The sequence below is a fragment of the Paenibacillus sp. ALE2 genome (assembly GCF_054113385.1).
The window spans coordinates 3207519-3233032 of sequence record NZ_CM134213.1 but is presented as its reverse complement, the minus strand read 5'-3'; the positions used below and the strand labels follow the sequence as shown (position 1 = coordinate 3233032).

Sequence of the window (25514 nt, the reverse complement as noted above, 5' to 3'; positions counted from 1 at the left end):
AGTTTCTCAATCGTATTGTATTCGTTCTTCTTAGACAAAGGAAAACTCCCCTTCAAGTAGCAGTTTATTTATTAAACCTGTCTACTTGAAGGGGAGCATGTCAAAATCGGCAGCCTGTTCCGTAATTTATAATAGCGAGGTTACGAACTTCACCTCTGGAAAGCGGCTATCCGGTCCTTTCATTAAGATTCCGCCTTGATTTTTCAGATACATATCAAAGAAATCCAGCATGTAGGCATTGATAACGGAATTCGCTCTTTCGGGTGCAATCTGTCCTGTAATGCCCAGCATTTTAAAAATCGGAGAAATGAACTGTACGTCGGTAAAATTCAAATGCTCCGTATTTTCGATATAGAGGACTTGTCCCCCTTCGTCGACCGTTTCGCGCATCCGTTCAAGCTCCAACTTTTTATCTTCCGTTACTTGATCCTCCCACTCTCTTGTTGATCCCATACGCTTAAGCTCTGCATCCGTGTAGACCCGGTTATCCATCACCATTTTTAATTTTTCGAAATAGCTTTCCGAGTTGATGAACAAAAACGGCTTTCGCAGCCCCTCTCTGTCACGCAGTCGATAAAGCCCTCCATCAAAGTCTATTCCAACCGTGATTCGCGGATCGTAAGAAGCGTCATAGGCCGTTGCTCCACCGATGGAATGGCCGAACACCCCGACATGACCGAGATCAATCTTCCCTTTTAGATGACTTGGAATCTGCCCCGATTGGATGAGCTCGAGTTGGTCCAGCGTAAACGCCACATCACCGGTTAAAACTTTTCCCAACTTGTCACGATTTTCGCTTTCCGTCCGGTAATCATGGTCGGGTGAGAACAAGTCATCGGTTGTACTGGTCGTGATTCGACCGTCCGGAAACTCGGTTGCAAATGTATTGTAGGTGTGGTCGATCACTGCCACGATATATCCGTGACTCGCGAGATTTTCGGCTTGCGACGTGTGGAGGAACCTGGACGAGCCGTTGCCGGGATTCGCAAGGATCAGCGGGTATGAAGTCTGTACCGAAGAGACTTCGGCTCCCGAATAAGCATGACTGGATACGTACTTCAGGTGTTGAAACGTAAACCCGGGAAGCCCATAGTTCTCAGCCATATAACGTAAAATCTCGGGATCGGGAATAAATGGAGCGTACTTGCCGGTGCTAGCTTGAGTCGGATACCAGACCTGAACCATCAATTCCCTCTTGCCTGTCTCAGTTTTGCCAAATGTCTCCCCACGGCTTGGATCGATGAAATGAAAGACTTGTGTGCCTACCTTCAACTCGCCGGTTGGCGCCGGAAAGTTGAATACGGGAAACACATAGAGGAAGCACCCTGTTACGATTAGCCCAATCACGATAAAAAGGCGGCCTAGCATCCTACGGATTCGCGAGGCAGTCCGAACGACTTTCGGCGTTATGAAAACGTCTATGAGCGAAAGCGAAAGTATCAGGATCGTAAATCCGTATAAAAATAAAAGCTGAATCCTATATCCTTCGACAAGCAAATGTATCACTAAAAAAATGGAGCTTGCTCCACTTGTCAGGAGCAAAGCTGATCTTCGGATACGTTGATTGGTAATGAACAGGAGTGCCAACAAACAAGCGCTTGAAAAGAATAGCAGCATTTCAAAAAACCTCACGCCAACTCCCCCTTAAAAAATAATCCTATCAATGGATTAGTATAGAGGAGCAGCTAGGTTGATACCATTGATCTAGATGACAATTGCCTAACACTCTTGTAAGGTCGCGTGACGATGGCGCAGAAAACGGCATGTAATGTGCTGATTAATACGTTTTACCAAAAAGTGATCGCATGCATTTATTCTCCACTAAAGCTTTTGGCCCATTCAGCAACCCTACGACTGCTTTCTTCTTCGGACAAATCCTCGATCCTGGTCATAATAGACCATCTTACTCCACAAGGATCTAATATACTTGCGAATCGATCCCCTGAAACAAAGTTTGTAACGGGTTCCCTTACTTTCGCTCCTCTTGCTACCGCCTTTTCAATGACCTGATCCACATTCATAACGTAAATTCCGAAAGAATAACACGCATTATCTCCATCTGGAGGCAAGACCAATTGATATGTCGGATTCGCTGCTCCCAGTTGCAAAAAACCATTTCCAAAATCTAATTCCGCATGAACAATGATTGTATTGCCATTATCATCAGGATATTCAGTAATGTCCTTAACCCTCGCATTGAAAACTGTTTTATAAAACTCTATCGCTTCCGAAGGATTTTTCACGGTAATAAACGGGGTAATAGATGTAAAGCCGTTGGGTATACCCTTACTTGTATATTTACCTGACACTCCCACATATTCTCTGCTTTCAGTCATTTTAACTCCTCCTTTAAATGATCTTAACAGTTCAATTTAATGCGCATACCTTCATTGGATTGAATCCATCAACTCATAGTAATGTTTGGATGCACGAGTCTTATTTAGACTATACCAGGCTTCTAATGTTTTAGAAGAAAACACACCCAGAGCTTTCAAAACATGTACGGTGAATTCCAACGGAGCCGTTCCAGATGCAGTGATCAGTTTTCCATCCGTTATAGCAGACTCCATTTTGTAATACTTTTCGCCCGTGTAGGTGGGACAGATCATTTTAAGGTATTCCAGATCATTGCTTGTATGCGAACGTGAATTCAGCAGTCCTGCCTGAGCAAGTCCGATGGTAGCACCACAAATCGCAGCAACCCATATACCTTCCTCTAAGCACCTCTCAGCGATTTTTAAAATCGGTTGATGAATGGTTTCTGTCCATGTATTGCCACCAGGTAAAATCAATGCATCCGTGCTCTCAATGCCGCCCTCATCCAGTGTGATGTCAGGCAGGATTGTCAATCCACCCATGGTAGTGACAGGAGTCCTTTCCATTCCCACAGTAACTATTTTGGATGGGCCCAGCCCCTTTTTATAATATCTTCCTGAGTTCAGTTCGGCAGTTAAGTAACCGATTTCCCAGTCTGCCATGGTGTCAAATACATAAAGATATACCGTACTATTCATTCACAGGTTCTCCTTATTTTATAATTGATCAAGTGATACCAACCCTCAGTGATCCATGATTATCCTCATTATAAAAAAGCTTCACTGACATCTGCTGTCAGTGAAGCTTTTAACGTTGATAATATTCCATTAACTCCGACGCAACCGCAACAAGTTTTTCCTTCAAGCTCTGTGGTTCGATGATCTGAATGGATTTCCCGTAGGGTAGGAGTAAATGAGGGACATATGTATGAAGTGATTTTTCCTCAAGCAAAAAGATGGCTTGGTTAGCGGTTCGCTCTTTCAGATGATGCCCCAAAAACCAATGTAGACATAAGTCATCCAATGCCTCTGACCTGCCTTCGATCCTTAAAGAAATTAAACCGTTCTTGCCCACTAAATCAGGTAACAGATTTTGCATAAAAAATTCACGAGCTGAAAAAGCCTCAGGACGCTTAAATAGGATTGGAGTGCGTTTGATCTGTAAAATCCGTTCTGCCCGAAAGCTACGGATCTCATTTCTTAGGTGACAAAATGCAACAGTATACCATTTGTTGTTCCAGTAAACCATTCCATAGGGGTCTATCACCCTATTCTTGGGTTGTTCTTCATGGCTCGTGCGATAATCCATTTCGACAGAGAATTGGTTGGCTACAGCCTGCTCCAATTCTGCCAATATCGGCTGAAGAGAAGGATCTCCTATGCGATTTATCACTTCAAATCCGGCTAAATGACGGCTAAGTATACTTTCTTGCTCTTGATTCGAATACATTTTCAATTTTGAGGTCGCACTGCTTAATGCCTCACTTAAAGGAGATCCAGCTTCTTTTGCAAAAACAGCAGCATGAAGGAGTGCCTTTTTTTCCTCCATATCAAATAGTAAGGGTGCTCTAATAAAATTATTCAGCAAGCTATACCCGCCATGATGACCCGTGTCGGATATTATTGGCACTCCACTGGCGCATAGAGCGTCAATATACCGATAAACTGTTCTTATATTTATTTCTAACTTTTCGGATATTTGTTTCGCCGTCATTTTTACACCTGAATTCAGCATCCATAAAATGGCCAGCATATTATCGTTTTTTGGCATAACCTGCCCCCCCCTCTCTCATTAAAGCTCAATCTTTTATAAATATCACTTTATACTCCCTCATACCACCTATTATATGCTTTTTTCCATCTTATACTTCCCTCTCATATCTTCTAATTCCAGATTTACACATAGTAAATACCATAATGAATGGGTCATTCTGTAAACTAACTCTCTCTTTTAACCGATAAATACATATGCTGGATTTATAATTCCTCTTTTTAAACACAACTACAGAAGGAGACACCTATGGAAAATATCGTGACATACGGTCATATCGAAATCATGCCTTATGAGTTCGTCCGCCTTCATGAACTTAAAATCTTAAAAACAGTCAATGACCATGCCCGAATGATCTGTACAGGCATCATCTCAGAGAAAAAGCGAGAGCTGTATGTACGTGCTTCTGACGAAGAAACCCAAGTCAAAGCTTTTGTTACAGACAAAAATGGCAATCGACAGCCCCTTTTTCGAGGCATTGCCTTGGATGTGGAAGAAAAAGTGGTTCACGGGGTCCATTACCTGACCGTCGAAGCCATCTCTCATACCTACGAGTTAGATATTAAGCGCCATCAACGCTCTTTCCAGAATCCTAACCTCACCTATACGGGTTTGATTGAAAGTATTGTATCGGACTATTCCAAAGCAGAAGCGATGGATGTTGTGTCCCATAAGAAGCCCATCGGCACTTTTATCATGCAATATGATGAAACCGATTGGCAATTTCTGAAACGGATGGCCTCCCACTTTTACTCTCCGCTCATTCCTGCGGTGGGCTACGGAGTTCCCAAATTTTATTTTGGCCTACCTATGGGACTCAGTAAGGGCGAAATACAATCTACCAATTATAAAGTCACCAAACGGGTCGCGGATTTTCAAACCGCCTCAGAGAACCATATCCCCGGCGTACGTGATGCGGATTTTATCCAGTATGAGGTCGAGACGGAGAAATTGCTGGAGCCTGGCTACGAAGTGACCTTTCAAGGTCATAAACTGATCGTAGCTGAGGTGCTAACGGAGATGAAGGACGGAGTACTGACCCATACAGCCAAGCTGTCACCGCGAAGCGGTTTACGTCCGATCAAAGACTACAATCGCTCCATTATCGGCGCTTCCATTCAAGGCAAGGTACTGAGCGTTCGTCGGGACAAAGTACGCGCCCAGCTCGATATGGACGATCAGCAAGATCCAAACACGGATTACTGGTTTCCCTACTCTACCATTTATGCCTCTGCGGATAACACGGGCTGGTATTGCATGCCTGAAGATGGAGACAGCATCCGCATTTATTTTCCCAGTTATAAGGAAGAAGAGGGATATGCGATCAGCTCGGTTAAAAGAGAACCACAACCTTCCGGGGGAAAATCTACTACTCCTGGACATGCCACAGCTTCTGCTTCGTCTGCTGGATCAAAGTCTTCTTCGGCACTGTCTGCGGCAGCTCCTGCGCCAGATCGAATGGCTGATCCTGCCATTAAGACGCTGCGAACCAAATACGGCAAAGAAATCATGCTCGCCCCAGATCAAATCGTTATTTCTGGCAATGGCATGTCCATTGTCATTAACGATAAAACAGGCATTGATATTGTAAGCGGAAAAAATGTGAGTATTAGCGCGGCTTCGGATATTGTTATGAGTTCCGGTAACATCCAGCTTTCCGCCGGAAAAATTGAGCTGTCTGGTAAAGGCAACACGATCACGTTGGATGACAAAACCACCTTCTCTGGCACGGAAATTAAGATGAACTAACGGAAGGTGAGAACTAGCAGATGAATAAACAAGCGGCATTACACCATTTTAAAGAGCATCATTTTACACCTTTGCTGGACATTCAGTTGGACAGGCTGGAAGCCATATTTCACCGCTACCAAGCTCAATTGATCTCCGACTTCAAAGAATCGTTCAGGGATTTGTGTATACACATTTTGAACATGCAGCAACAAGGTCAAAAAGAACCCATTGGATATATTCACTATTCGTTCTTACGCACTCAGATGCTGGAGCAATCCTACCTGTATATGGTCGAAGCTTATTCTGCTGAATGGTACGAAGATGATTCCGATTGCAAGTTAACCTATGATGCATCATGGGCTTATGGACCGATGAGTACCATGTTGGAAGCCTTGGAGCAGGAACGAAAAATATATATGGGGACGATCACTTCAGTGGACGTTGAACGATTGATACTGGAATCCGCTCCTTTGTTTCACCAGTTTGTGAACTCCCTCCTGCGCTTAGGCATGGCAGAAGTGGTTCAAATGCCTGAGTATCTCGCTATTCATAAAGCTGATCGTGTAGTCATCCGAACGGGCGAATACAAGGATATCAGCGAGAATCTATACGTCGAAGATCAGGAAGCACTTCTTGCAGATCATGTGAGAGAGCAATTGATTCACTCCAGTGAAGAAGAACCCTTTGTTTACGAAAACCTAAAGCGGCTCTCTCTTCCCCATCTTCAGCTGATGCAAAAAGATTTGCGTTATAACGATTTTAACCATAGTGACTTACGGGAAAGCCAGTTCCATACCTGTATATTAATCGGGAGCAGCTGGCAACGAGCAAATATAGAAGGAGCTAGCTTTCAGGGATGTTTACTGACCGACGCAGATTTTAGATATAGCAATCTAAAGGGTGTCCATTTCTGCGGTGCCAGCGGACAGCCTTATCGGGAACATGGAGTTCGGGTTCCGGGGTTATGTGGCCTTCATTTTGAACACTCCATCCTGGATGGGGCCGATTTTACGAATGTACATTCGTTTGAACATGCGTATTTTGAGGGGGCTTCGATGCAAGGAACCCTTGTCCCGCGAAGATACCAACAGCATTGGAAACTAAGCGAAGCACAGTGTCAATCCATTATGTGGGCGGAATAAGGAGGAATATGTATGCGCCATTATTATGTGCTGGTCGATGATCATCGTGTATCCCGAAACATGGAACCGATGAATTTAGACCTTTTTAAAACGCCATTCGTTGGTATGCCTCCAGCTCAGGTTTTAGATATTCATGCGACAGAAGATGCCGAGTATACGGACTGGCTCCCGTTTTCAACCTCCCAACCACTATTTTCCGATCCTATGAAACAAATTCTAGAATTATACAATACACAAGCTCGTTTTAAGCAGGTGTATATCGTGAACCGGGAACCTAGCCGTCAGGAATTATATTGGATTTTATCCATTCCCTCTGTGGAAGGCATTTCAGAGCAGACTGAATTTTATCCGCACGACCAAACCCTAAAACGACTTGTGCTGGATAGTCAAAAGGTGAATGGACACCATTTTTTCCGACTTTCCAACGTGAGAGAACCTTATTTCATCGTTAGCTTGGAAGCGGCTGAAAGCTTGCTGCGGCGGAGCTTGAGTGGTTTTCAGCTACAAAAGCTAGAACTCTTATAAGGAGGTTCAACCTTGACGGAGCATTGGGATGAATTTTTTTTAAAACTGCATCACCAACAAATATTGAAAGAGCAATTAAGTACAGCAGAAAACGATGAAAGCTGGATGATGATATCTATTGAAGAAGCGATGAAGGGAATTTCGAAAGGCTCACTAACGCTGGCAGATGGACAGGAAATTCGGTTTCAAACCCTTCCTGTCTTTGAAAATCAACTCACCATTTCTCTGCCTGACTCTCTTATTCCAGAAGTTCGAGCAGGACAGACGGTAGCTTCGTCGAAAAGCTTCGTTGTTCAGGACAAGCTGGGGGGAATCCTGTTCGGTCTGCACCAAAGCGGGCAAGCACTTGACCCTACGCAAATAGAAATCTATCAACAACAGCTGATTGAGCAAACGAGTCGCGCACAACCAAGTATGAAGCTTGTGGATGAAAAGGCTCTTTCTATTCAAGATACCATCATTGGCTGCTATGAAGCTATTTTTCTAGTTTCCCCCTCTCCCTATTATCAGATTGTCTTTGTGCGTTCCTGGCGTGGCAAAGCTGTGATCGGGAGTTGCCAATTTAAGCTGGAGGATGCTTCGCTCTGGGTCCCGTTAACCTATGCCATGCTGCACACTGCGACATGGTCGGAGCTTACTTGATTCTATACCTTTATCCAAGGAGGTACTTATATGTTTTTACCTTTACTTATTAAAGCTTTGGCCCAGGGGGCGCTCAGCGGAGAACATTCCTATGTGGTGAGAGGAGCCAAGTTACAGTGCAGTCAAGGTACAGACCCTGGTGTGCTTAATATGATGTACAGCCATGGTGTCTTCATTAAAGATAAGCCCGTTCTGAACGTGGATGATGCCATTTGTGGAGCCAATATTAGCAAAATCAATGCTTTTGGTCTGTGTAAATTGAAGCATGGTCTTCCTTGCGAACCTGAGATTGCATTTGGGTCCAAGTGGACCGGTGGGAAAGAAGACGTATTGATCGAGGGGGCACCCGCCTTACTCAACAATTCGACCTTAATGTGTAGCTGCCAAGATGTTCTGACTAATACGTTCAATTTCATGATAGACCCCAGTGATGATGGTACCCTCTCTTCTGCGATAGGACCTAGTGGTGGGGGCATCATCTCGATTCTCGATGACGGGCAAGACAGTTGACTTTATCAAGCAAGGAGATTCAGGAATGAACATCGTAGCGAAAGACCGTTTTACCTATCAGCATCTACATGTTACCTGGCCCTATGGCAAGCTGCGTCTTCGTAATGTCCATATGAATCACGAGCTCGGAGAACATGCCAGACTGAAGATTACGGGCGTCTTGGAGGGCAATCAAGCAGACACGATCATTACTAAAGCAAGTAGCGACGACGAAGTTGAGCTATGGTATTCCGATGCCAAAGATCAGAAGCATCCCTTATTCATAGGGCAACTATACTGCGTAGATGTGGAGCACACGCACCAGGAGGTCTTGGTAACCCTCGACATCATATCTCATAGTTTCAAGCTGGATACGCAGCTCAAAAATCGTTCCTTTCAACATATCAATCAAAAATATGTGGGAATTGTAGATGCAGTGCTGGCCGATTATAAAGGCTCGGATAAGATCGATGAAGCTTTTGAGAAAAAAGCGACAGGCCAGTTTATCATGCAATATCAGGAGACGGATTGGACTTTTTTAAAACGGCTGGCTTCGCATGTGGGAGCCCTGCTCGTCCCCAATATCGTTTCACACCATGCACAAATTTGGATCGGAATCCCGCAAGCCAGGCAGCATATTCATTTGAAAGAGGTTCCTTTTTCGTTACAACGCAAGATCGCTCCCTATCTGGATCAGGAGGCGAACGGCTGGAGATCTGCAAACATCGGAGATTACACTCGGTATACCTTTGAGTGGGATCAAATGCTGCAATTGGGAGATGAAGTTGAACGCAATCACGAAACTTACGTCATCACCAAACGTGAGGGTCAATTGATTCGTGGCTTGATGACTTGGTCGTATGAATGCGCCCTGTCGGCGGGCTTGAAGGTTCCTAAAATCTATAATCGAACGATCATTGGCGCGGCTATCGAAGGAAAAATACTGGAGGTCAGCCGGAATCAGGTTCGATTGCATCTGGATATAGACGGTCATCAAAATCCAAGGGATGCCCAGTGGTTCCCCTATTCTGCAGAAGGGAATCAGGTGTGGTATCTGATGCCGGAAAAGGGTGCACAGGTGAAGCTGTATTTTCCAAGTGCAGACGAAGACGATGCGATGGTCATACAATCGGTCCGAACGAAACCATCTAGTGTTGCTGTCTCTTCATCTCACGCAGCTCAAGGTGCGGTGATCGAATCACCTGCAGAACGTCACCAGCGTAAAACAGCCGATCCTGGGGTTAAATCCTTTGCAAATCCACAAGGAAAAGAAATTTCCTTAGGGAACTCCGAGCTGTCGATGAGTGCGCAGGAAGGATCACTATACATCTCCATGAATACCCATAACGGTGTCAGCCTGAACAGCACCCAACGTGTACAAATTCAAGCCGCAGGCAGTCTTAGTCTTTCGGCAGGTAGTATTCTGCTGCAAGGAACCAACGGCTTACATTTGAATACAACAACGGATACGCTTGATTTGGAACAGGAAGTCAACAGCGTGAGTTCGGAAATCCAGCTTAAAGCTTCCCTCCATCAATACTACCCAGATCCGATCTTATCTGACTTTGAGAAACAAGTCGCTGAAAAGGGAATCCAAGGTGTAATGGGAGCTCGTGCTAAAGAAAACGTAGGTGCCACCCTCAAGGGAGAATGGGATGCGGGTTTGGAATTTATAGGCGGTGTATGGGACTCGGTTGTCGATATAGTGGATATGGGGACCATGGTAATGACCCCTCTTGTTATGCCGGGAAATTACACTGGTAAAGGTTTTCTGGAGCGCAATGAGACGCTCGAGGGCATTAAGAACGGTGCGAAGTTTGGCTGGAACTATATTGCCGATTCATTCCAAGGGAAGAAAACAAAGAAAGATGTGGTTCACGACCTTGAAACTGTATGGGATGGCATAAAAAGCATACCCGATCCGATTGAGCGAAAATTGAATAATTTCTTCCCTAATCCATTGATCGATACCAAACAGGAAAGTTACGATGCAGGATACGACAGCATCAAGGCCGTTGAACGTGTTGCAGACATTTATGCGTTTGTTAAAGGCGGTACAAAGTTAGTTAGAAAGCTGGGAAAGTTGGGGAAAGAAGAAGCCTCCTTATCTAAGGGACTCAAGGAAACTGAAGAAAAGAAAGCCGGTAAAGGTGGCGCGCCGGGTTTATTCGGAGATTCAGCAAAGGCCGACTCTGCTCTGGCGAAGATTGGAGATGGAAAATTCAAAACAAATGCCATCCGTTTTCCAACCAATTTTGAATCCTTGGGTAGTTACTTGCAAAGTGTATCTAGAAAGATGAATATTCGTTTAACTAAAAGGTCACCCATCTTCGCAACTGCTGGTGGTCATTATCGGTTTCATGATCCTGGTCCTGACATCCCACATTCTAAAGGTTCCGGTGCAAAGATTTCGCCTGAGAGACAAAAGCAGATTGATGCGTTAGAATCAGGAGAGTACACAGGTGGTAAGAGCACTAAAGGCACGGGAGAAGGTGGCAGTGGTAGTAGTAAGCAACCATATTTAAAAAACATTGATGGTTTCTTGTCAGGTAATAAGAATTTTGATGAAGTATTAGATGACTTTGCTACAGTTTATGCAGAGAAAGTTAACTCAAACGTCCCCTGGAAGTGGAGAAATGTACCAGGGGGAGATACTCTAACACAAAAGCAAATTAAGTTAATTAGAGAACGAGCGAAAGAACTAGAGAAAATACCTGATGTACCTATGAAGCCTGGTACAAGACATCCTGATTTTGAGAAAGCTGATTTAATCATAAAGTTAGAGGGGAAACCTGTTATTTTACAGTTGCCGAAAGACTATTGGAAGAAATCTGATCCTAAACAGTTCCAATGGCTTGATTCACAACTTCCAGGTGGAACACGCCCACCTGGAACAACATGGCATCATTCTGAAATTGACGGTAGAATGGAATTAGTACCTTTTGGAATACATAATTCCATAAATCATAAGGGTGGAAGGGCTCCAGGTGGTTGGGCACATGCTAAAAGATAAGAATAGGGAGTGAAAACAGTGAGATTGGATGTTAATACAATTGTTTTTCCATTACCAACCGACGAATTATTGAATGTAGTTGAGCGAAGCTTGAGAGTCTCATTTCCTGAAACTTATAGGAATTTTATTAAGGAAAATAATGGAGTTGTACCTATCACGAATGTGTTTAGTTTTGGTCATCATGAATATATAATTGAAAAATTTCTTTGTATATTGAATGATAGTGAAGCTGATCCTATTAGTGGATGGTATGATATTGAAGTTATTATTACTCAAATAGGTGATAGATTAACTGATAACGAAGATTTAGTGGGGATGAATGTAGTTCCTATTGCGGCGCTTTTTTCAGGGGATTTTATTTGTTTGGATTTTAGAGAAACGGAAGAGCCTACTGTAGTTATTTGGTTTCATGAAGAGTCGGAGGAGTTTTCTCCTGTGACACAAAGGGTCGCCCCAAATATATCTGAATTTTTTGAAATGCTAAAAGAGTAGTGTTTTTCTAGTTCATGTTAGCACGTGATGAATAGACTACACCCAGCCCAAATAAGTCGGGCGTCTAAGTCCAAGTGGACCTAATTTTGCAGGGGCTGGAAGTGTTGAAGGTGCTACTGATGATATAATGGAATGTTTTATAAAACTTCCTCAAATAAATTGAGAGATGAAATGTACACACGAAAGTGCTAAAAAAGGATATCCTATTTAACAAATACACTGAACAGGTCATTATGGTTAGATACTACCATCATTGGCTTGTTTTTGTTATTGTCTTAGCCCTAGTCCAGTTAGGTATTTCATAACATCACCAAGCATAATGGGGGAAGAACAAAAGGAAACTGGGCAGACGATCCACGACATTAATTTGAGAGGTGAAATATTTTAAAAATACAGAATGAAAGTATAATTTTCCCTCTTCCAGATAGAAATTTAATTATGCGTGTGGAAGAGAATTTCAAAATTAGGTTTCCTAAAGATTTCAAAGAATTTATATCAAAAAAGAATGGTGCTATTCCAATAACTAGATTCTTTGAATATAAATCTAATAGGTATGTAGTTGATCGTTTTCTTTGTTTATTGGACAATCCAGGCGAGCATGACAAAGGGATGTATGACATCAAGGTTGTTTTCAGTCAGTTAGATGAAAGGATACTTTCCGATGGAGACATAACAGGTGCTGAATTAGTACCATTTGCAGCCCTATTTGCAGGTGATTTCATTTGTCTAGATTTTAGCGAAAGTAAGACCGACCCAGTAATTTGTATTTGGTACAATGAGGAGTCAGACGAATATGATCCAGTTACAGAAAAAATCGCTGATAATGTAAATAGTTTTCTTGATATGTTAGAAGAATAATTGAGATGGACATATTATGAAGTTATCACTTGCGTCTAATAATATTATGGTGTAAAAATGTATGCGACCCCAGCGACAAGATCATACATGACTACCGTTAAAACAAACACAAATTAACTTGACTATGAGTTAGGAATAGCCTCTTCCAGCTAAAAATAATGCTTGCCCCCCAACAGAGTTAGCATACACACACTAAAACTACGGGATGGAAAATGCGCTACGTCAGATCGGTCACCAAACTCGATGCCTTAATATTTCATATCTACATTTGGTCTAAAATTAAAAGTGATTAAAAACAAAAACCCGCTCAATGAGCGGGTTTCAGTATAAAGACGTGGGGAATTTCCCCTCTGTTCCAAACTTTTTTTACCAGACATTAAAATTTATTATTGTTCCTCAAACTCTACAACAAGACTTTAAGAGCAATTGATTTGTTACCCATTAAACTATCAAGCATTATTTCTTAATGTCAACATGTAATGTTCCATTGATCGTAGTTGAATTTACTGTAGCTCCTAGAACTTCCGAAACAAATCTAAGAGGAACCATAACCCGATTTGGATATTCCGGCATATCGGGAGCACTTGGCATCATCTTTTCTTCATCGTTCACGTATGCAATTTTGCTACCCACGGTTAATCGTATAATTGTACCATTCTTCGATTTAATTGTAACTTCTTGTTTAAGTCTGTTCCACGAGACAGACTCTCCCAAGCCCTCAGATATGAATTTAATAGGGACATATACTGTGTTGGTGGCTCTCTCTATATACGGACTGACGTCTGTTGTCAAAATGCTATTATTTTCGTTTGTGGATTTCTCTCTAAATGGATCTAATGTCAAAGTGCTGTTATTTACAGAAACTTCAACATTATAACTAAATTTAGATCCCGCATGTGCGCTCTCAACTGAGACAGAAGAAAGGAACACAAAGATAAAAGCTAAGGGCAAAATTATACGTTTTAACATAGTGTATCACCTCTCTCCATTCATTAACCAGAACCTCTTCGATTTTTTTGGATCAACTGCCCAATAAACTAAATTTCCAATTATTACATTTAGAATGTTGTAATATTATATTTTATCGGGCATAGAATGAGTACTTCTCGACACTATTACTATTCGTATAATCAATTCTTCCACCATGATCCCACACATCATCATTTAAATTGGTTACATTTTGGGGATATTTCGCGCTAGCGCTGTTATTTACTAAAAAGCGAATATTATTCCAAATAGCAGATGTGAATCCATGCTTAAAAGAAGTAGCACTATTTGATACTCCATTCATAGCTATAGCAGTCACTCTCTTAACAGACCGTCCAGTCGTACCCAGTCCATTAAATTTAACCACATAGATATTGGAATAATTAATTTGCTCTCTAATGGTTAAAGTAGGCTCATCAGATTTTCCAGCATAGTAAAATACTTTTATCCATTTATAGTAGCACCATTATCAAATCTTTTAGATCTATAAACATAGGTTATATCTCTAGAATTCGGCTGGCTATAGCCGTTGTCATCTCCTTCGTTGACAGTATGGAGTACCTTTGCATGGAAAACAGGATACCACCCGGCTGGAGTAGTCTTAGATCTCAAACCCTCAAACCCAACTTCCGCGACTCCATCTATTCCTGTATACATATAAGCAGCTTCATTATCATCATCGGCATTTGCAATATCGTAAGTTGGTAGGGTGATAGAATCTGCCATTACACCATTATACACGATGGATGAATTGCTAGCTGGCGTTTGAAGTCGATGAAATGCTCCTGTCTCCTTTCCAACAGTATTGCCTCTATTCGATAAAGTAGATTGAAGGGTAATTTTATGGTCGCTCACTTTACACTCACCCAGCTCATCGCTTTTATAAGTTGCATCGGTAACTTTCTTTTCAAATTGGTCTTTAATATCTCCTTGTTTGGAAGAAGTAGCATCAACCAGATCGCCAGTTTCGTCAATATTCAATATAACCACTTCGGCATCCTGCAACTTTTCGATTTTTTGAATTGTATCCTGTTTAAGTACTCCTTTTTCCATAAGGCTATCAACAGAATGATCAAAATCTTTGTTGCTTAATGTTGATATCCCTTTTGCAGCCGCAGGAGCCGCCAGTTGGATTTCTTGCTCAATAGCGTCTTTAATGTATTGGTTAAACTCATTCGACGAAGGTTCTTGACCTTGAGCATTTGCAGCCAAGCTTGGAATGGAAACAGCCATAAGTAGAATAGAAAGAGTAATCTTAGTTTTTTTAACATAATATAAACTCACTCTCCACATTTTAATATAATGCTATAATCGAAAGCTGGCCAGCGAACAACAGGCTTCATGTTTATTAGGAGATAAAGATCTACTTACCAAAATTAACATAGCCTCATCCCCTTCTTGTTTGCTCACTATTTATTTTCTAAGAAGGTCCTTAAGCATCAGCATTCTAATTGTAGCAATTACGCCTACTGCACTTTAAACGTGCACTGATTCATTTATGTATTCCCTTCACCACAAACTAAACTCACAAAAAAATGCCCCCTAGCATTCACCGGACAAACCAAGAGGCTTGTTCCAATGTCTACACTAGGGGGTGCTCTTCTAATCAGGGGAATTTGCTTTACCCTTTAACCGACCCGGCTGCGATTCCTTCCACAATCCGGTCACTCATAATGAGGAACACGAGCAAAATGGGCAAAATGCTGATCATCAACGTGGCTCCGATCGCTCCCCAATCGGTCGTATATTGTCCGATAAAGTTTTGAACGCCGACGGTCAGTGTTTTGTTTTCGTCGGAGCTGATGAACGTATTCACGAAAATAAACTCATTCCAGTTATAGATCATGTTAATAATAGACGTCGTTGCCATGACGGGGGTGGTCATGGGCAGCACAATCCGGAAGAACATCCGGTTGACGGAACATCCATCCATCACGGCCGCTTCTTCCACTTCACGGGGCAAGGCATAATAGAAGCCCAGCAAAATCATCATCGTGGTCGGTAGATTAAAAGCGACATACGACAGGATGATGGATACTGAAGTGTCTGTTAAGTGCAGTTTGAGAAACATACTGAATAGCGGGATCAAGGTCGAATGGACCGGAATCATGAGTCCGACCATAAAGAGCCCGAGGACCAGTTGGCTTCCTTTCCAACGCATCCGTGTAATGGCAAATGTAACAAAGCTGGCGAGCAGCACGGTCAGCGCCACAGATATGACCGTAATCCACACACTATTGAAGAAATACCGCCCGATATTGCCGCTGGTCCACACATTCATATAGTTTTCCCAATGCGGCTGGGACGGAAATGCAAACGGTGGAAGGTTAAACACTTCCTGATTATTTTTAAGCGAGAAAAGCATCAGCCATACCAGTGGTAAAAGCTGTGTCACCGCCAAGATGATCAAAAGTATATACAAAGCGGCATAACCGACCCGAGTTAACATTTTGCCGCGGGTAGCGACTCCAAGCGGATAGTTGGCGGCTGCCTGGGTTTTCATATCCGTTCCTCCCTCTTCCTGTCCTTTGTTACCCATGATCTAATTACATGAATGTCCTATGAATACTGGATGGTGTCACTAGTAGCGGTCACCTTGCGAATCACCCACGTAGCAACCAGACAGATGAGCAGCAAAGCAAAGGCTGTAGCGCTACCATATCCGAAATCGAAGCTGCGGAACGCCTGGTGGTACATGTACGAAGCCATCACTTCACTGGCTCCGTTTGGCCCACCGTCCGTCATGACGTAGATCAGGTCAAAATATTTGAGCGAGCCGACAATGGACAATATGATCGTCACGTTAATTACCTCGCGCAGCAGAGGCAATTTGATACGAGTCGCAATCTGCCAGGCACTGGCTCCGTCGATGCGGGCAGCCTCCATCAGCGTTTCGGGAATGTTTTTCAGTCCGGCATAATAGATCAGGATATAAAAGCCTGCATATTGCCAAATAATCGGAATGAACAAGGCAAGCAGCACCAGAGACGGATTAGCTAACCACTCGGGCGGGTTGTGAACTCCGACTGACGCCAGCAAGGAATTCAGCACTCCGTTGGTCGGATGATACATTTTGAGCCACAATTGAGCGATCGCTACAGAAGACAGCAGCATGGGAATCAGATAAATTTTCCGCAGCAGGTTCGCTCCCTTGATTTTTCCTGACAAAATCATCGCAACGACCAGATAACCGATCAGACTGATACCTGAAAACAAGGCCAGCAGCAGTGAATGCCAGGCACTTTGCCAAAACGCCGCGTCTGTGAACAAATGTTGATAGTTATCCAGTCCTACGAAAGTCATAGCGCCGATTCCATTCCACTGATTCAGACCGTAATAGCCGGTCAGTACGATGGGCACATAAATCACGGCGAATAACAACAGCAGTGAAGGCAACACATAGAGAGCAATGACGAGCTTATTGGACATGACCTTTTCCACGGTCAGACCTCCTTAGGTGATCAATTTCAATTTCCTTTCTCAATGGCAGCCTTATGCTGGTCGGCAAATTGCTGCGGTGTCACCGCTTTACCAAACAACGCCTGAATCATATTCAAATGCACCTGTGCCGCATTCGGCTTCATCTGAACATCAGCGAATAATGTAATGTTGCTGGCTTCGTTCAGCCCATTCAGCAGATCGACATACAGCTTGGGCAATTTTTCTTTGGAGGTATCCACTTTTGTCGCCGGAATAACGCCTGCCTGTGTGACCGATTGCTCTCCCCATTTTTCTACGAAGTATTCAACGAATGCTTTGGCTTCTTCTTTCACTTTGGAATTTTCCGAAACGAACAAGCCTACTCCCGGACCTCCTACCCAGCTGTTCTCGTCGCCCTTGCCGCCTGCAACCATCGGGAATTTAAAGAAGCCAATTTGATCTTTAAATGCTTGTGGAATTTCGGGATTAGTCGTAAAATTCGGCAACTCCCAGGTAGCCATCAAATACATCGCCGCTTTGTCGTTCATAAACTCGGATTTTCCTTCATCATTGGACAAGCCGTTAAATCCTTTGTTAAAGGCATTCATATCCACCAGCGTCTGAATTTCGGAGGCCGCCTGTATTAAACCAGGGTCATCGAACGATCCTGAGCCGTCAATTGCTTTTTTCAGCGTTTCGCTACCTGCTATACGGTCTGCTAGATACATGTACCAAAGCGAACCCGTCCAGCGATCTTTATTGCCCAATGCAATCGGTGCAACTCCATGATCTACGAGTGTTTTCACCACCTGCTTAAATTCATCAAATGTCGCAGGTACCTTCAAGTTGTATTTTTGGAATATGGCTTTGTTGTAATAAATGGGTGTTATGTTCAATTCGATCGGAAGCGCATACGTTTTGCCATCCAGCGCATAGGCATCGGTCGTTCCCGGTACGAATTTGTCCTTCAGCTTGGAACCTTGCAGCAGGTCATCCATCGGCGTAAATAATCCGCCTTTAACGTAAGGCTCCATGAAGCCCGCCGCCCAGGTGATACCAATATCGGGCAATTCATTGGAAGCTGATAGCACTTTGAGTTTGTTTTTGTATTGTTCATTTTCCAGCACTTCCTGCTGAATGACGACATTCGGATGATCCTTTTGGTATTGATCTATAATCTGAGTTACAAGCTTGCTTTGCTGTGCCGAGCTTCCCTCTGGCCACAGGTGCATCATTTTGAGCGTAACCTTGCCCCCTGCTCCACTGGAACCGCCTTGACCATCCTTACCAACACCACAACCGGACAGCACTAGCATGAATGACAGCAGCAGGGTCAACCCAGCAACCCATTTTCGATGTGAGCGCTTACGAACTGAATACTTGTTGGACATCGTTAGACCTCCGTTATTGTAATTATATTTTTTGTAACCGTTATCATTTGTAAGTTTAGCACTCTATTCCTGCTTCCAACAGGGTACGCTCATTGGGTATAATTCCACTTTTATTGGGTTGTGAGCAGCCTATATGTCAGTCGATATTCTCCGGTCCTTTACGCATCTGCTGCCTATAACGACTGGGACTTACCCCCTCGGTCGCTTTGAATACTTTAATAAAATATTTATCTGTCCGGTAGCCTGAGCGCTCGCCGATCTGGGCAATCGTCAACTGGGTATGCAGCAGCAACTCCTTGGCCCGTTGAATCCGCAACCGGTGCAGATATTCGCTGAAGGACAAACCACTTTGCTCCTTAAATAAAACACTAAAATAGCTCGCATTCAGATGTGAATGCGCCGCAGTCTGTGCCATCGTAATGGGCTCGTGTAGATGCTCCGCCATATAGGCGAAGGCTTGCCGTACCGGATCGCTAAGCGTAGCCGTTTGGAGGTCAAGCTCCAGCAGAACAGGGTCAGCCAGCTTGTCTAGCTTCTTGTATCGCTGCCGTTCCTCTTCCAGCTGAAGTGCTTCATTTACCGCATTCAGTAGCTCCTGCTTATCAATCGGCTTGAGCAAGTAATTAACGGCTCCGAGACGAAGCGCCTGCTGGACATAATCAAATTCCGCATATCCCGAGATCACAATAATCGCCGGACGATATGACTCCCGTTCCAGAGAGCGAATTAAATCCAGCCCGCTGAATTCCGGCAAACGAACATCTGTAATGAGCAGATGAACCCTCTCCGCTTGCAGCATATGTAATGCCTCCAGGCCATTCCCCGATGTCATAATTCGGTATTTCCCGGAGGCCCACTGCTCCAGTGTCTGATGTATCCCCTGACGTGTTCTTTGTTCATCGTCCACAATAACAATGGTCTTGGATGAAAAACTCATTCCTACCGCCCCCCGTATTCATCAGGAATTTCAAAAGCGACCACAGTTCCTTCCTGCACAGCACTGTGGATCAGCACGCCGTCCGTTCGATAAGATGCGCTATCATAATAGAGAGCAAGCCTGCGCTGCACATTAACCAGTCCCATACCAGTTCCCTTGCTCTGACAAGCAGATCCCTCCATCAACGCTGTACGCACAGCTGCAAGTTCCTCCTGTGTCATTCCAGGTCCGTTATCTACAACCTCGATCTTAGTCCAGCCCAACCTCGCCGAAGGAGTGATTCGAATTTCAACACGGCCATTGCCGATGCGATTTTCGACACCATGTAAGATTGCATTTTCTAAAATGGGCTGGATCAGCAGCTTAGGAAGCGGAATTCTTGCTGCCTCTGGTGGCATATGAATTTGCCAGCTCAGGCGTTCGCCCAGGCGCATCTCCATCAGTTCCAGATAACGACGGACTTGTGCTATTTCTTCTCCAAGTGTCACCCAAGAGTCATGGTGAGCCGGTTCGATCACATAACGAAACAGCCGCGACATGGACACCATCAGCCCGGCAAGTTCTTCCTCTCCCTTCTCCTGTAGCGACCAGTTAAAAGCATCCAGCGTGTTAAAAAGAAAATGCGGGTTGATCTGCGCTTGCAGTGCTTTAAGCTCGGTCTGGCTTTGTAAAGCCTCCTTCTCGCAAATGACATGGATCAATTCATTGATATCGACAATCATCGTGTTGTACTCTGCATTTAATTCCCGTAGTTCAACCGCTGCTGCCGGTTCTGGATTCAGGGCCAATGCCCCTTCCCGTGAACGACGCATGGCCTGAATCAAGTGACCTATCGGTCTGGTAATCAATGTTGACAACATAAAAGACATGAACAGGAACAATACGGCACCAAGAGACGCCGAAATAATAAGTGTCGTCCGTAAAACCGTAATTCCGTCTGTGACGACGCTAACTGGAATGAGGATCAGCAGCGACCAGCCGGTCCGTTCCGATTGCTGAACTGCCTTCACATACTCGCGCTCTCCAATATGAACCGTCTGTGTCTTGCTGTGCAATACATCTAATAAATTAGTCTGATTCATAGGCTCACCCGATAGCAACTCGCCTCCACGATCTACAAGCAGCATGGTCTCATTTGCTTCTTCATTGGTCGCTGACGTACCATTTAGCCCAAAATAACTTCGGTCCATGCGGGTAATCAGATATCCTCCGCGTGAAAACCAGCGATCTACCAGGCTCACCTGCCGAATCGCCAGCAGCGACTGGGGATTTTCAGGATCTATGCCGATCCAGACCAGCCTGCCTTTCATCTCATTTGCTTCCCGAATGTCCGCCTGTCCGATACGGTCCTCCAGACTGCCTTCTCTAATTGGAAACAACATCTTCCCTTCGGCAGTATACAGCTCCAGCGAGCCAACGCTCGGCATATAGGCCTGATAGCTATGCATCACTTGCAGTAGCGATTGACGCTGTCCGAAAGTCACCTTGCCCCCATTGCGCTCCTCCAGCAAAATATGCTGAACAGATGGATGATTCGCCACTTGTTCCGTCAGGCTGTCCATCTGGCCGATTAATGCATCCAGTCTGCCACTTGCTTGTACTGCGGTCTGACCAATATGCCGCTCGGCGCTGTCTTTTAACAGGTCAGAGACATTGAGGTAAATGAACGCCCCCGCCACACTCATCATAATGAGCATCACCAATATAAAGCCGATAAAAATCTGATTACGCAATGTGTTTAATGGTTGGAACCTTGAACGCATAAGCCTTCTCCCCCTGAATCATTGCAGAAAAGTTGATAATGATAACGCTTTCTATTTTCTATTCTAGCGCATCGTTCCCCTTTGTTGGCATCTTTTTAGCAGAGATTAATGAAAACGACCAGCACTCTTTGGAATCATTACGTTTGAAAATAACACGTAATAACGATATATATTAAAAAAGCCTTAACAAAGATAACACCTTATCCTTGTTAAGACTTCGTTTGCATTACCAATAATAATCCTCAGCATTACATTCAATGACAGGGTTCAGACATTATCTTGTGGATAACGAAGCCCATTTTTGCTCCAGCCACTGATCAAATTCAGCACCCTTGTCGCCTTCATATGCGTCATAAATATCAACTCTCATCTTGTGCAGCTTCTCGCGAAAATCGTTATAGGTATGGTCGGCTGGCAGGCTTTTTTTAATCCGCACCAGAATCTTCGTCAGCCCCTTAACAAGCTCACCCTCTTTGCGCACAGGCGGCTGTACGTTTTCTCCCCATTCCTGAAGCTTGTGGTAAGCGGCTTCCTGAACAGCATATACCATATCATTATTCATTCGGTGCGTCAGCAAGTCAATTGTCTGCTGGTTCTTCCATGCACCCAGATCATTCACCGCAGCTAGACGCGCTTTCCAATCGGAGGTTCGGTTTGCAGCCACCTTAAGCTGCTCATATACTTCTGCAAATTCCTGCTGAGTTTCGTTGTTTTCCAAAATAATCTCATCCTTTTCTAAAAATCACTACACTGCTGTTTATCACGATTGCCGTTTGTTAAATATAACATACTTGCAGGTCTTCTTCTAAAAAAGATCAGAATGAAATGTAGTGGATTCCAATTTAATAAGAGCCGTGCTTAGTAAGGAGATTTATAAGAAGTCCGCACGTGCTGGTGTAAATGCATCTAGCAGAATTCCGTCATCCTCCAGCGGGATGCAGCCATGAAGAGTGTCAGATGGAAAATGAATGCTGTCTCCTTCTTTAACAATCTGCACATCCTTGGTTTCGCCATGATCGATCATGAACTTAAAGCTTCCCTTCAATACATAAGTGACCTGTTCATGGACATGCTTATGCAACAGGATCTCCCCAGTTTGAGCTTTAGCAAACATCACTTTGACATACATCAACTGGTCACTGTGGGCCAACACTTTCCGGGTCGTATTACTGTCTACTGTGTCCATTTGAATATCTTGATCGTAATAAAACATGAATCATTCCTCCTCATTTAGAACCCAATCTATTTAAGATGAGTTATTTTTAAAGATTCATAAATCGGTTTAGTTTAAAACCAGCGGAAAATAAGCCAAAGTAATCCGGAAAGGGTAGTAAAGTCGGGATCGGCGAATGTCACTCCTTCCGCACCCAAAAAAGAAAAGAGCGGTAAGGTGAGAGCCGGCAGCAGACAGAGCAAGAAGCCATTAAGACAACTGGAAATGACTGCTCCTCTAAAACCACCGCTAGAATTGCCAAATATCGCAGCTGCACCGCCAGCGAGAAAACAGGCCATGATCCCCGGTACAATAACAGGCAGTCCGATAAGCGGGAAAAGAAAGACGCAGGCAACACCTGTGAAAAAGCTGACCAAGAAGCCTACCAACGCGGAATTGGGTGATTTGTCGAACAGTACCAGAACATCTACCCCAGGGATTGCTCCAGGTGCAAACACTTGGGAGAAGCCTTTGAAAGCGGGTACAATTTCAGTCGTGAACAGCTTAACACCTGCTTTTGCGATATACAAGCCGGCAGCAAAAGTAGCTGATTGTTCGAGGATAAAGACGAGGTATTCTTTGCCATCAGATAATTTTCTGACATAATCAGAACCAGCAACCAGTCCAGATACCAACAAAAGCACCAGCATCGTCAAGGTCGTTGCCACATTGGGATCACGCAAAAAACTGATGCGGTCATTTATTTTTACATTTTCGGTGTCATGTTCACGATTGCCTAAAACTTTTCCTAGATAGGTACCGAGAATGTAAGAAGTCATGGAAGCATGAGCAATTGTATATTCATCCGATTTAATAATATTTTTGCTGGCATTCCGGAGCAGGTAAGGAAACACCGCCATGTAGCTCCCAATGACCAAAGAACCAACGATGATTGTAGTCAGCGAACTGAGACCCAGACCTTTCATAACGGCTGTAGCGGCAAAGCTCATGAACAGAATCAAGTGAAGAGACAAATAAATGTACTTGAACTTGGTCAGACGCGCAAGCACGATGTTAAGAATCATCGAAAAGAGTAAAATGAGTGCAGCATCCGCCCCGATCTGATCAATGGTCAGTGCCATGATAGCTTCATTACTTGGTACGACACCTTTAAGGTTGAACGCAAAAGAAAATATTTGGCTGAAGTTTGTGAGCACGCCTCCTAAAATTCCGCCGCCGACCTTGATCATGGTGAAGCCCATGAAAGAAAGGGTGGTTCCCGTTATGATCTCGGATACTTTCTTCCTCTGGAATACGAGACCGAGTAATGTCACAATCGCAATAATGATGGATGGCTCTCTGATAATGCTCATAAACATTTCCATAGTGATCTCCGACCTTCTTTTATATATTTTTCATTCTTACTAAATCGATTTAGTAATGCTTGAAAAAAATTTCCCTTCCGGGAATGTAAAAAGAAGTAGAACTGCCTTTTGTGAATTTTAGTACAAGTTAAATCATAAATTTCCGTTTAGGGTTCACTCCTCCCTTCTTTTAAGTTGCAGTCATCACTACACTCAGCAACATACATACATACATGAAAGGGTATTCATGACTCGAATCATAAGATCATTATAGCTCTTTATTTTCTTTTTACAATAGAATCCATAAAAACGTTTTCAAAAAGAAAAAATACTTATTCCAACTATTCAGTTTAACTTTTGGACAGATTCTCTGTGGTTAATGACCGGATTCAAACGGATGATTTCTGAGGGCTGCTCCTGCTCTTTTTGATCGATTTTATCGAGCAGTAGCCTCGCACTTCTTTTCCCCATTTCAAAACTCGGCTGGGAAACGGTAGTGATCGGCGGATTATAAAAAGATGCAAAGGATACATCATCTATCCCAATCAAGGAAAAATCGTTAGGTATGGTCAGATGATTATTTTTGGCATAGATCAGCACCTGCTCCAAAATCATGTCATTCGTAGCAAGGATTGCGGTAGGCGGGTTCTCCATATGAAATAGTTGTCTAATAAGATCAGGCATTTCATCCAGCCTGCCGCTTTTGATATAGTTTTCATGCACGGATATATCATGTTTGCCGAGTGTATTCCTATAGCCGGATAGCCGCTCACTTCGTGTAGTAATCGCTTTTTTGCCTAGAGGAAACGTGATGATGCCAATGTTTTTGTGACCATGCTCAATCAGCGCTTCAATCGCAAGCTCGCTAGCTTTTTCATTATTCAACAGCACCGTGTCTACGCTGATTTCATCGATTTTTCGGTCCACAAACACGAACGGATAGCCGCTTTTGACAAGGGAAACATATAATTTTTTGTTCTCTTCTGTAGGAAAAATAATAAGTCCATCCACTTGCCGAGCAATCATCGACTGGACGTACTTTTTCTCTTTGAGGGAATCATCATCGGTATTGCAGACAATGACCTGGACATTTTCCAGTTGGCATTCATCTTCAATCGCGCGCACAATCTCTGTTGTAAATCTCGACAAAATAGTTGAAGAAATAACCCCCACAATAAAAGTCTTCTTTTGCTTGAGACTGCGCGCCACCTCATTGGGAATATAACTGAGCTCCTCAATCGCTTGCTCAATCTTCTTCTTGGTGCTTTCACTCATATAGTTGTATCTTTTATTCAGAAACTGCGAAACTGTGCTCTTCGACACCCCTGCACGTTCTGCGACTTCTTTCATCGTTGTTACCATGATTCCCCCCCTTTCTATATTTGCGTATTAGGCATGTGCTCATTTTCACTATATCTGTACTCTGCAACCTGTATGTAATGTGAATTTCCTTTATTATATACCTTCTTTTACAGGAGGAAAATATAATAAATATGAGTTGAAACGTGCCTTCACCCCATA

The 25514-nt window shown here is 43.6% G+C and carries 23 protein-coding genes; 8 read left to right on the top strand and 15 right to left on the bottom strand.

Annotation, left to right across the window (positions count from 1 at the left end; all coding sequences use genetic code 11):
* Positions 1–126 precede the first annotated feature (126 nt).
* The 4 genes from ACXHJ1_RS14110 to ACXHJ1_RS14095 all read right to left on the bottom strand — a co-directional run bounded on the left by ACXHJ1_RS14110 (position 127) and on the right by ACXHJ1_RS14095 (position 4086).
* Positions 127–1632, bottom strand: a complete 1506-nt coding sequence (locus tag ACXHJ1_RS14110; protein WP_457904801.1) for an alpha/beta hydrolase family protein — start codon at positions 1630–1632, stop codon at positions 127–129.
* 179 nt (positions 1633–1811) lie between these two features.
* Positions 1812–2336: a VOC family protein gene (locus ACXHJ1_RS14105; RefSeq protein ID WP_457904800.1), complete on the bottom strand. Its 525-nt coding sequence runs from the start codon at positions 2334–2336 to the stop codon at positions 1812–1814.
* Between the two features lie 51 nt (positions 2337–2387).
* Positions 2388–3014, bottom strand: a complete 627-nt coding sequence (locus ACXHJ1_RS14100; RefSeq protein WP_457904799.1) for a type 1 glutamine amidotransferase family protein — start codon at positions 3012–3014, stop codon at positions 2388–2390.
* A 109-nt stretch (positions 3015–3123) separates the two neighbouring features.
* Positions 3124–4086: a helix-turn-helix transcriptional regulator gene (locus ACXHJ1_RS14095; protein WP_457904798.1), complete on the bottom strand. Its 963-nt coding sequence runs from the start codon at positions 4084–4086 to the stop codon at positions 3124–3126.
* 249 nt (positions 4087–4335) lie between these two features.
* Between ACXHJ1_RS14095 and ACXHJ1_RS14090 the strand changes: the two genes are divergently transcribed.
* The 8 genes from ACXHJ1_RS14090 (at position 4336) to ACXHJ1_RS14055 (ending at position 12978) form a co-directional block, all read left to right on the top strand.
* On the top strand, positions 4336–5835 hold the full coding sequence (locus ACXHJ1_RS14090; RefSeq protein ID WP_457904797.1) for a hypothetical protein: 1500 nt from the start codon (positions 4336–4338) through the stop codon (positions 5833–5835).
* A 20-nt stretch (positions 5836–5855) separates the two neighbouring features.
* Entirely contained in the window at positions 5856–6959 is a 1104-nt protein-coding gene (locus tag ACXHJ1_RS14085; RefSeq protein ID WP_107734644.1) for a pentapeptide repeat-containing protein, read from the top strand.
* Between the two features lie 12 nt (positions 6960–6971).
* Positions 6972–7484 carry an imm11 family protein gene (locus ACXHJ1_RS14080; RefSeq protein WP_457904796.1) on the top strand — a complete coding sequence of 171 codons (513 nt, stop codon included), beginning with the start codon at positions 6972–6974 and terminating at the stop codon, positions 7482–7484.
* Positions 7485–7496: 12 nt separating this feature from the next.
* Positions 7497–8126: a hypothetical protein gene (locus ACXHJ1_RS14075; protein WP_044787572.1), complete on the top strand. Its 630-nt coding sequence runs from the start codon at positions 7497–7499 to the stop codon at positions 8124–8126.
* Positions 8127–8156: 30 nt separating this feature from the next.
* On the top strand, positions 8157–8636 hold the full coding sequence (locus ACXHJ1_RS14070; protein WP_044787575.1) for a DUF4280 domain-containing protein: 480 nt from the start codon (positions 8157–8159) through the stop codon (positions 8634–8636).
* Positions 8637–8661: 25 nt separating this feature from the next.
* Positions 8662–11628 carry an HNH endonuclease gene (locus ACXHJ1_RS14065; protein WP_457904795.1) on the top strand — a complete coding sequence of 989 codons (2967 nt, stop codon included), beginning with the start codon at positions 8662–8664 and terminating at the stop codon, positions 11626–11628.
* An 18-nt stretch (positions 11629–11646) separates the two neighbouring features.
* Entirely contained in the window at positions 11647–12120 is a 474-nt protein-coding gene (locus tag ACXHJ1_RS14060) for an SMI1/KNR4 family protein (protein ID WP_457904794.1), read from the top strand.
* A 438-nt stretch (positions 12121–12558) separates the two neighbouring features.
* Positions 12559–12978 (top strand): SMI1/KNR4 family protein, encoded by a 420-nt coding sequence (locus ACXHJ1_RS14055; protein WP_044787578.1) that lies wholly within the window; start codon positions 12559–12561, stop codon positions 12976–12978.
* A gap of 456 nt (positions 12979–13434) precedes the next feature.
* Here ACXHJ1_RS14055 and ACXHJ1_RS14050 read toward each other — a convergent pair whose 3' ends face one another.
* The 11 genes from ACXHJ1_RS14050 to ACXHJ1_RS14000 form a co-directional block, all read right to left on the bottom strand.
* Entirely contained in the window at positions 13435–13947 is a 513-nt protein-coding gene (locus ACXHJ1_RS14050; RefSeq protein ID WP_031462000.1) for a stalk domain-containing protein, read from the bottom strand.
* A 462-nt stretch (positions 13948–14409) separates the two neighbouring features.
* Positions 14410–15249, bottom strand: a complete 840-nt coding sequence (locus ACXHJ1_RS14045) for a hypothetical protein (RefSeq protein ID WP_457904793.1) — start codon at positions 15247–15249, stop codon at positions 14410–14412.
* A gap of 337 nt (positions 15250–15586) precedes the next feature.
* Entirely contained in the window at positions 15587–16468 is an 882-nt protein-coding gene (locus ACXHJ1_RS14040) for a carbohydrate ABC transporter permease (RefSeq protein WP_016821887.1), read from the bottom strand.
* Between the two features lie 56 nt (positions 16469–16524).
* The gene (locus ACXHJ1_RS14035; RefSeq protein WP_017426800.1) at positions 16525–17406 is read right to left on the bottom strand and encodes a carbohydrate ABC transporter permease; all 882 of its coding nucleotides are present in this window, start codon (positions 17404–17406) and stop codon (positions 16525–16527) included.
* 26 nt (positions 17407–17432) lie between these two features.
* On the bottom strand, positions 17433–18776 hold the full coding sequence (locus tag ACXHJ1_RS14030) for an extracellular solute-binding protein (protein WP_017426799.1): 1344 nt from the start codon (positions 18774–18776) through the stop codon (positions 17433–17435).
* 136 nt (positions 18777–18912) lie between these two features.
* Positions 18913–19713 (bottom strand): response regulator, encoded by an 801-nt coding sequence (locus ACXHJ1_RS14025; protein WP_017426798.1) that lies wholly within the window; start codon positions 19711–19713, stop codon positions 18913–18915.
* A gap of 2 nt (positions 19714–19715) precedes the next feature.
* A complete protein-coding gene (locus ACXHJ1_RS14020; protein ID WP_167438608.1) occupies positions 19716–21476 on the bottom strand; it encodes a cache domain-containing sensor histidine kinase in 1761 nt (586 codons plus the stop codon).
* A 274-nt stretch (positions 21477–21750) separates the two neighbouring features.
* Positions 21751–22194, bottom strand: coding sequence for a HEAT repeat domain-containing protein (locus ACXHJ1_RS14015; RefSeq protein WP_016821892.1), 444 nt, complete (start codon positions 22192–22194; stop codon positions 21751–21753).
* A gap of 153 nt (positions 22195–22347) precedes the next feature.
* The gene (locus ACXHJ1_RS14010; protein ID WP_016821893.1) at positions 22348–22689 is read right to left on the bottom strand and encodes a cupin domain-containing protein; all 342 of its coding nucleotides are present in this window, start codon (positions 22687–22689) and stop codon (positions 22348–22350) included.
* 74 nt (positions 22690–22763) lie between these two features.
* Positions 22764–24002: a PTS ascorbate transporter subunit IIC gene (locus tag ACXHJ1_RS14005; protein WP_457904792.1), complete on the bottom strand. Its 1239-nt coding sequence runs from the start codon at positions 24000–24002 to the stop codon at positions 22764–22766.
* Positions 24003–24338: 336 nt separating this feature from the next.
* A complete protein-coding gene (locus ACXHJ1_RS14000) occupies positions 24339–25355 on the bottom strand; it encodes a substrate-binding domain-containing protein (protein WP_016821895.1) in 1017 nt (338 codons plus the stop codon).
* Between the last annotated feature and the right edge of the window lie 159 nt (positions 25356–25514).

Bases quoted from the DNA above. Each gene is read 5' to 3' on its own strand.
- ACXHJ1_RS14055 (WP_044787578.1), top strand. From the start codon at position 12,559: ATGCGTGTGGAAGAGAATTTCAAAATTAGGTTTCCTAAAGATTTCAAA.
- ACXHJ1_RS14020 (WP_167438608.1), bottom strand. From the start codon at position 21,476: ATGCGTTCAAGGTTCCAACCATTAAACACATTGCGTAATCAGATTTTT.
- ACXHJ1_RS14065 (WP_457904795.1), top strand. From the start codon at position 8,662: ATGAACATCGTAGCGAAAGACCGTTTTACCTATCAGCATCTACATGTT.
- ACXHJ1_RS14105 (WP_457904800.1), bottom strand. From the start codon at position 2,336: ATGACTGAAAGCAGAGAATATGTGGGAGTGTCAGGTAAATATACAAGT.
- ACXHJ1_RS14005 (WP_457904792.1), bottom strand. From the start codon at position 24,002: ATGAGCATTATCAGAGAGCCATCCATCATTATTGCGATTGTGACATTA.
- ACXHJ1_RS14080 (WP_457904796.1), top strand. From the start codon at position 6,972: ATGCGCCATTATTATGTGCTGGTCGATGATCATCGTGTATCCCGAAAC.
- ACXHJ1_RS14040 (WP_016821887.1), bottom strand. From the start codon at position 16,468: ATGAAAACCCAGGCAGCCGCCAACTATCCGCTTGGAGTCGCTACCCGC.
- ACXHJ1_RS14000 (WP_016821895.1), bottom strand. From the start codon at position 25,355: ATGGTAACAACGATGAAAGAAGTCGCAGAACGTGCAGGGGTGTCGAAG.
- ACXHJ1_RS14010 (WP_016821893.1), bottom strand. From the start codon at position 22,689: ATGTTTTATTACGATCAAGATATTCAAATGGACACAGTAGACAGTAAT.
- ACXHJ1_RS14095 (WP_457904798.1), bottom strand. From the start codon at position 4,086: ATGCCAAAAAACGATAATATGCTGGCCATTTTATGGATGCTGAATTCA.
- ACXHJ1_RS14090 (WP_457904797.1), top strand. From the start codon at position 4,336: ATGGAAAATATCGTGACATACGGTCATATCGAAATCATGCCTTATGAG.
- ACXHJ1_RS14070 (WP_044787575.1), top strand. From the start codon at position 8,157: ATGTTTTTACCTTTACTTATTAAAGCTTTGGCCCAGGGGGCGCTCAGC.
- ACXHJ1_RS14085 (WP_107734644.1), top strand. From the start codon at position 5,856: ATGAATAAACAAGCGGCATTACACCATTTTAAAGAGCATCATTTTACA.
- ACXHJ1_RS14030 (WP_017426799.1), bottom strand. From the start codon at position 18,776: ATGTCCAACAAGTATTCAGTTCGTAAGCGCTCACATCGAAAATGGGTT.
- ACXHJ1_RS14050 (WP_031462000.1), bottom strand. From the start codon at position 13,947: ATGTTAAAACGTATAATTTTGCCCTTAGCTTTTATCTTTGTGTTCCTT.
- ACXHJ1_RS14025 (WP_017426798.1), bottom strand. From the start codon at position 19,713: ATGAGTTTTTCATCCAAGACCATTGTTATTGTGGACGATGAACAAAGA.
- ACXHJ1_RS14100 (WP_457904799.1), bottom strand. From the start codon at position 3,014: ATGAATAGTACGGTATATCTTTATGTATTTGACACCATGGCAGACTGG.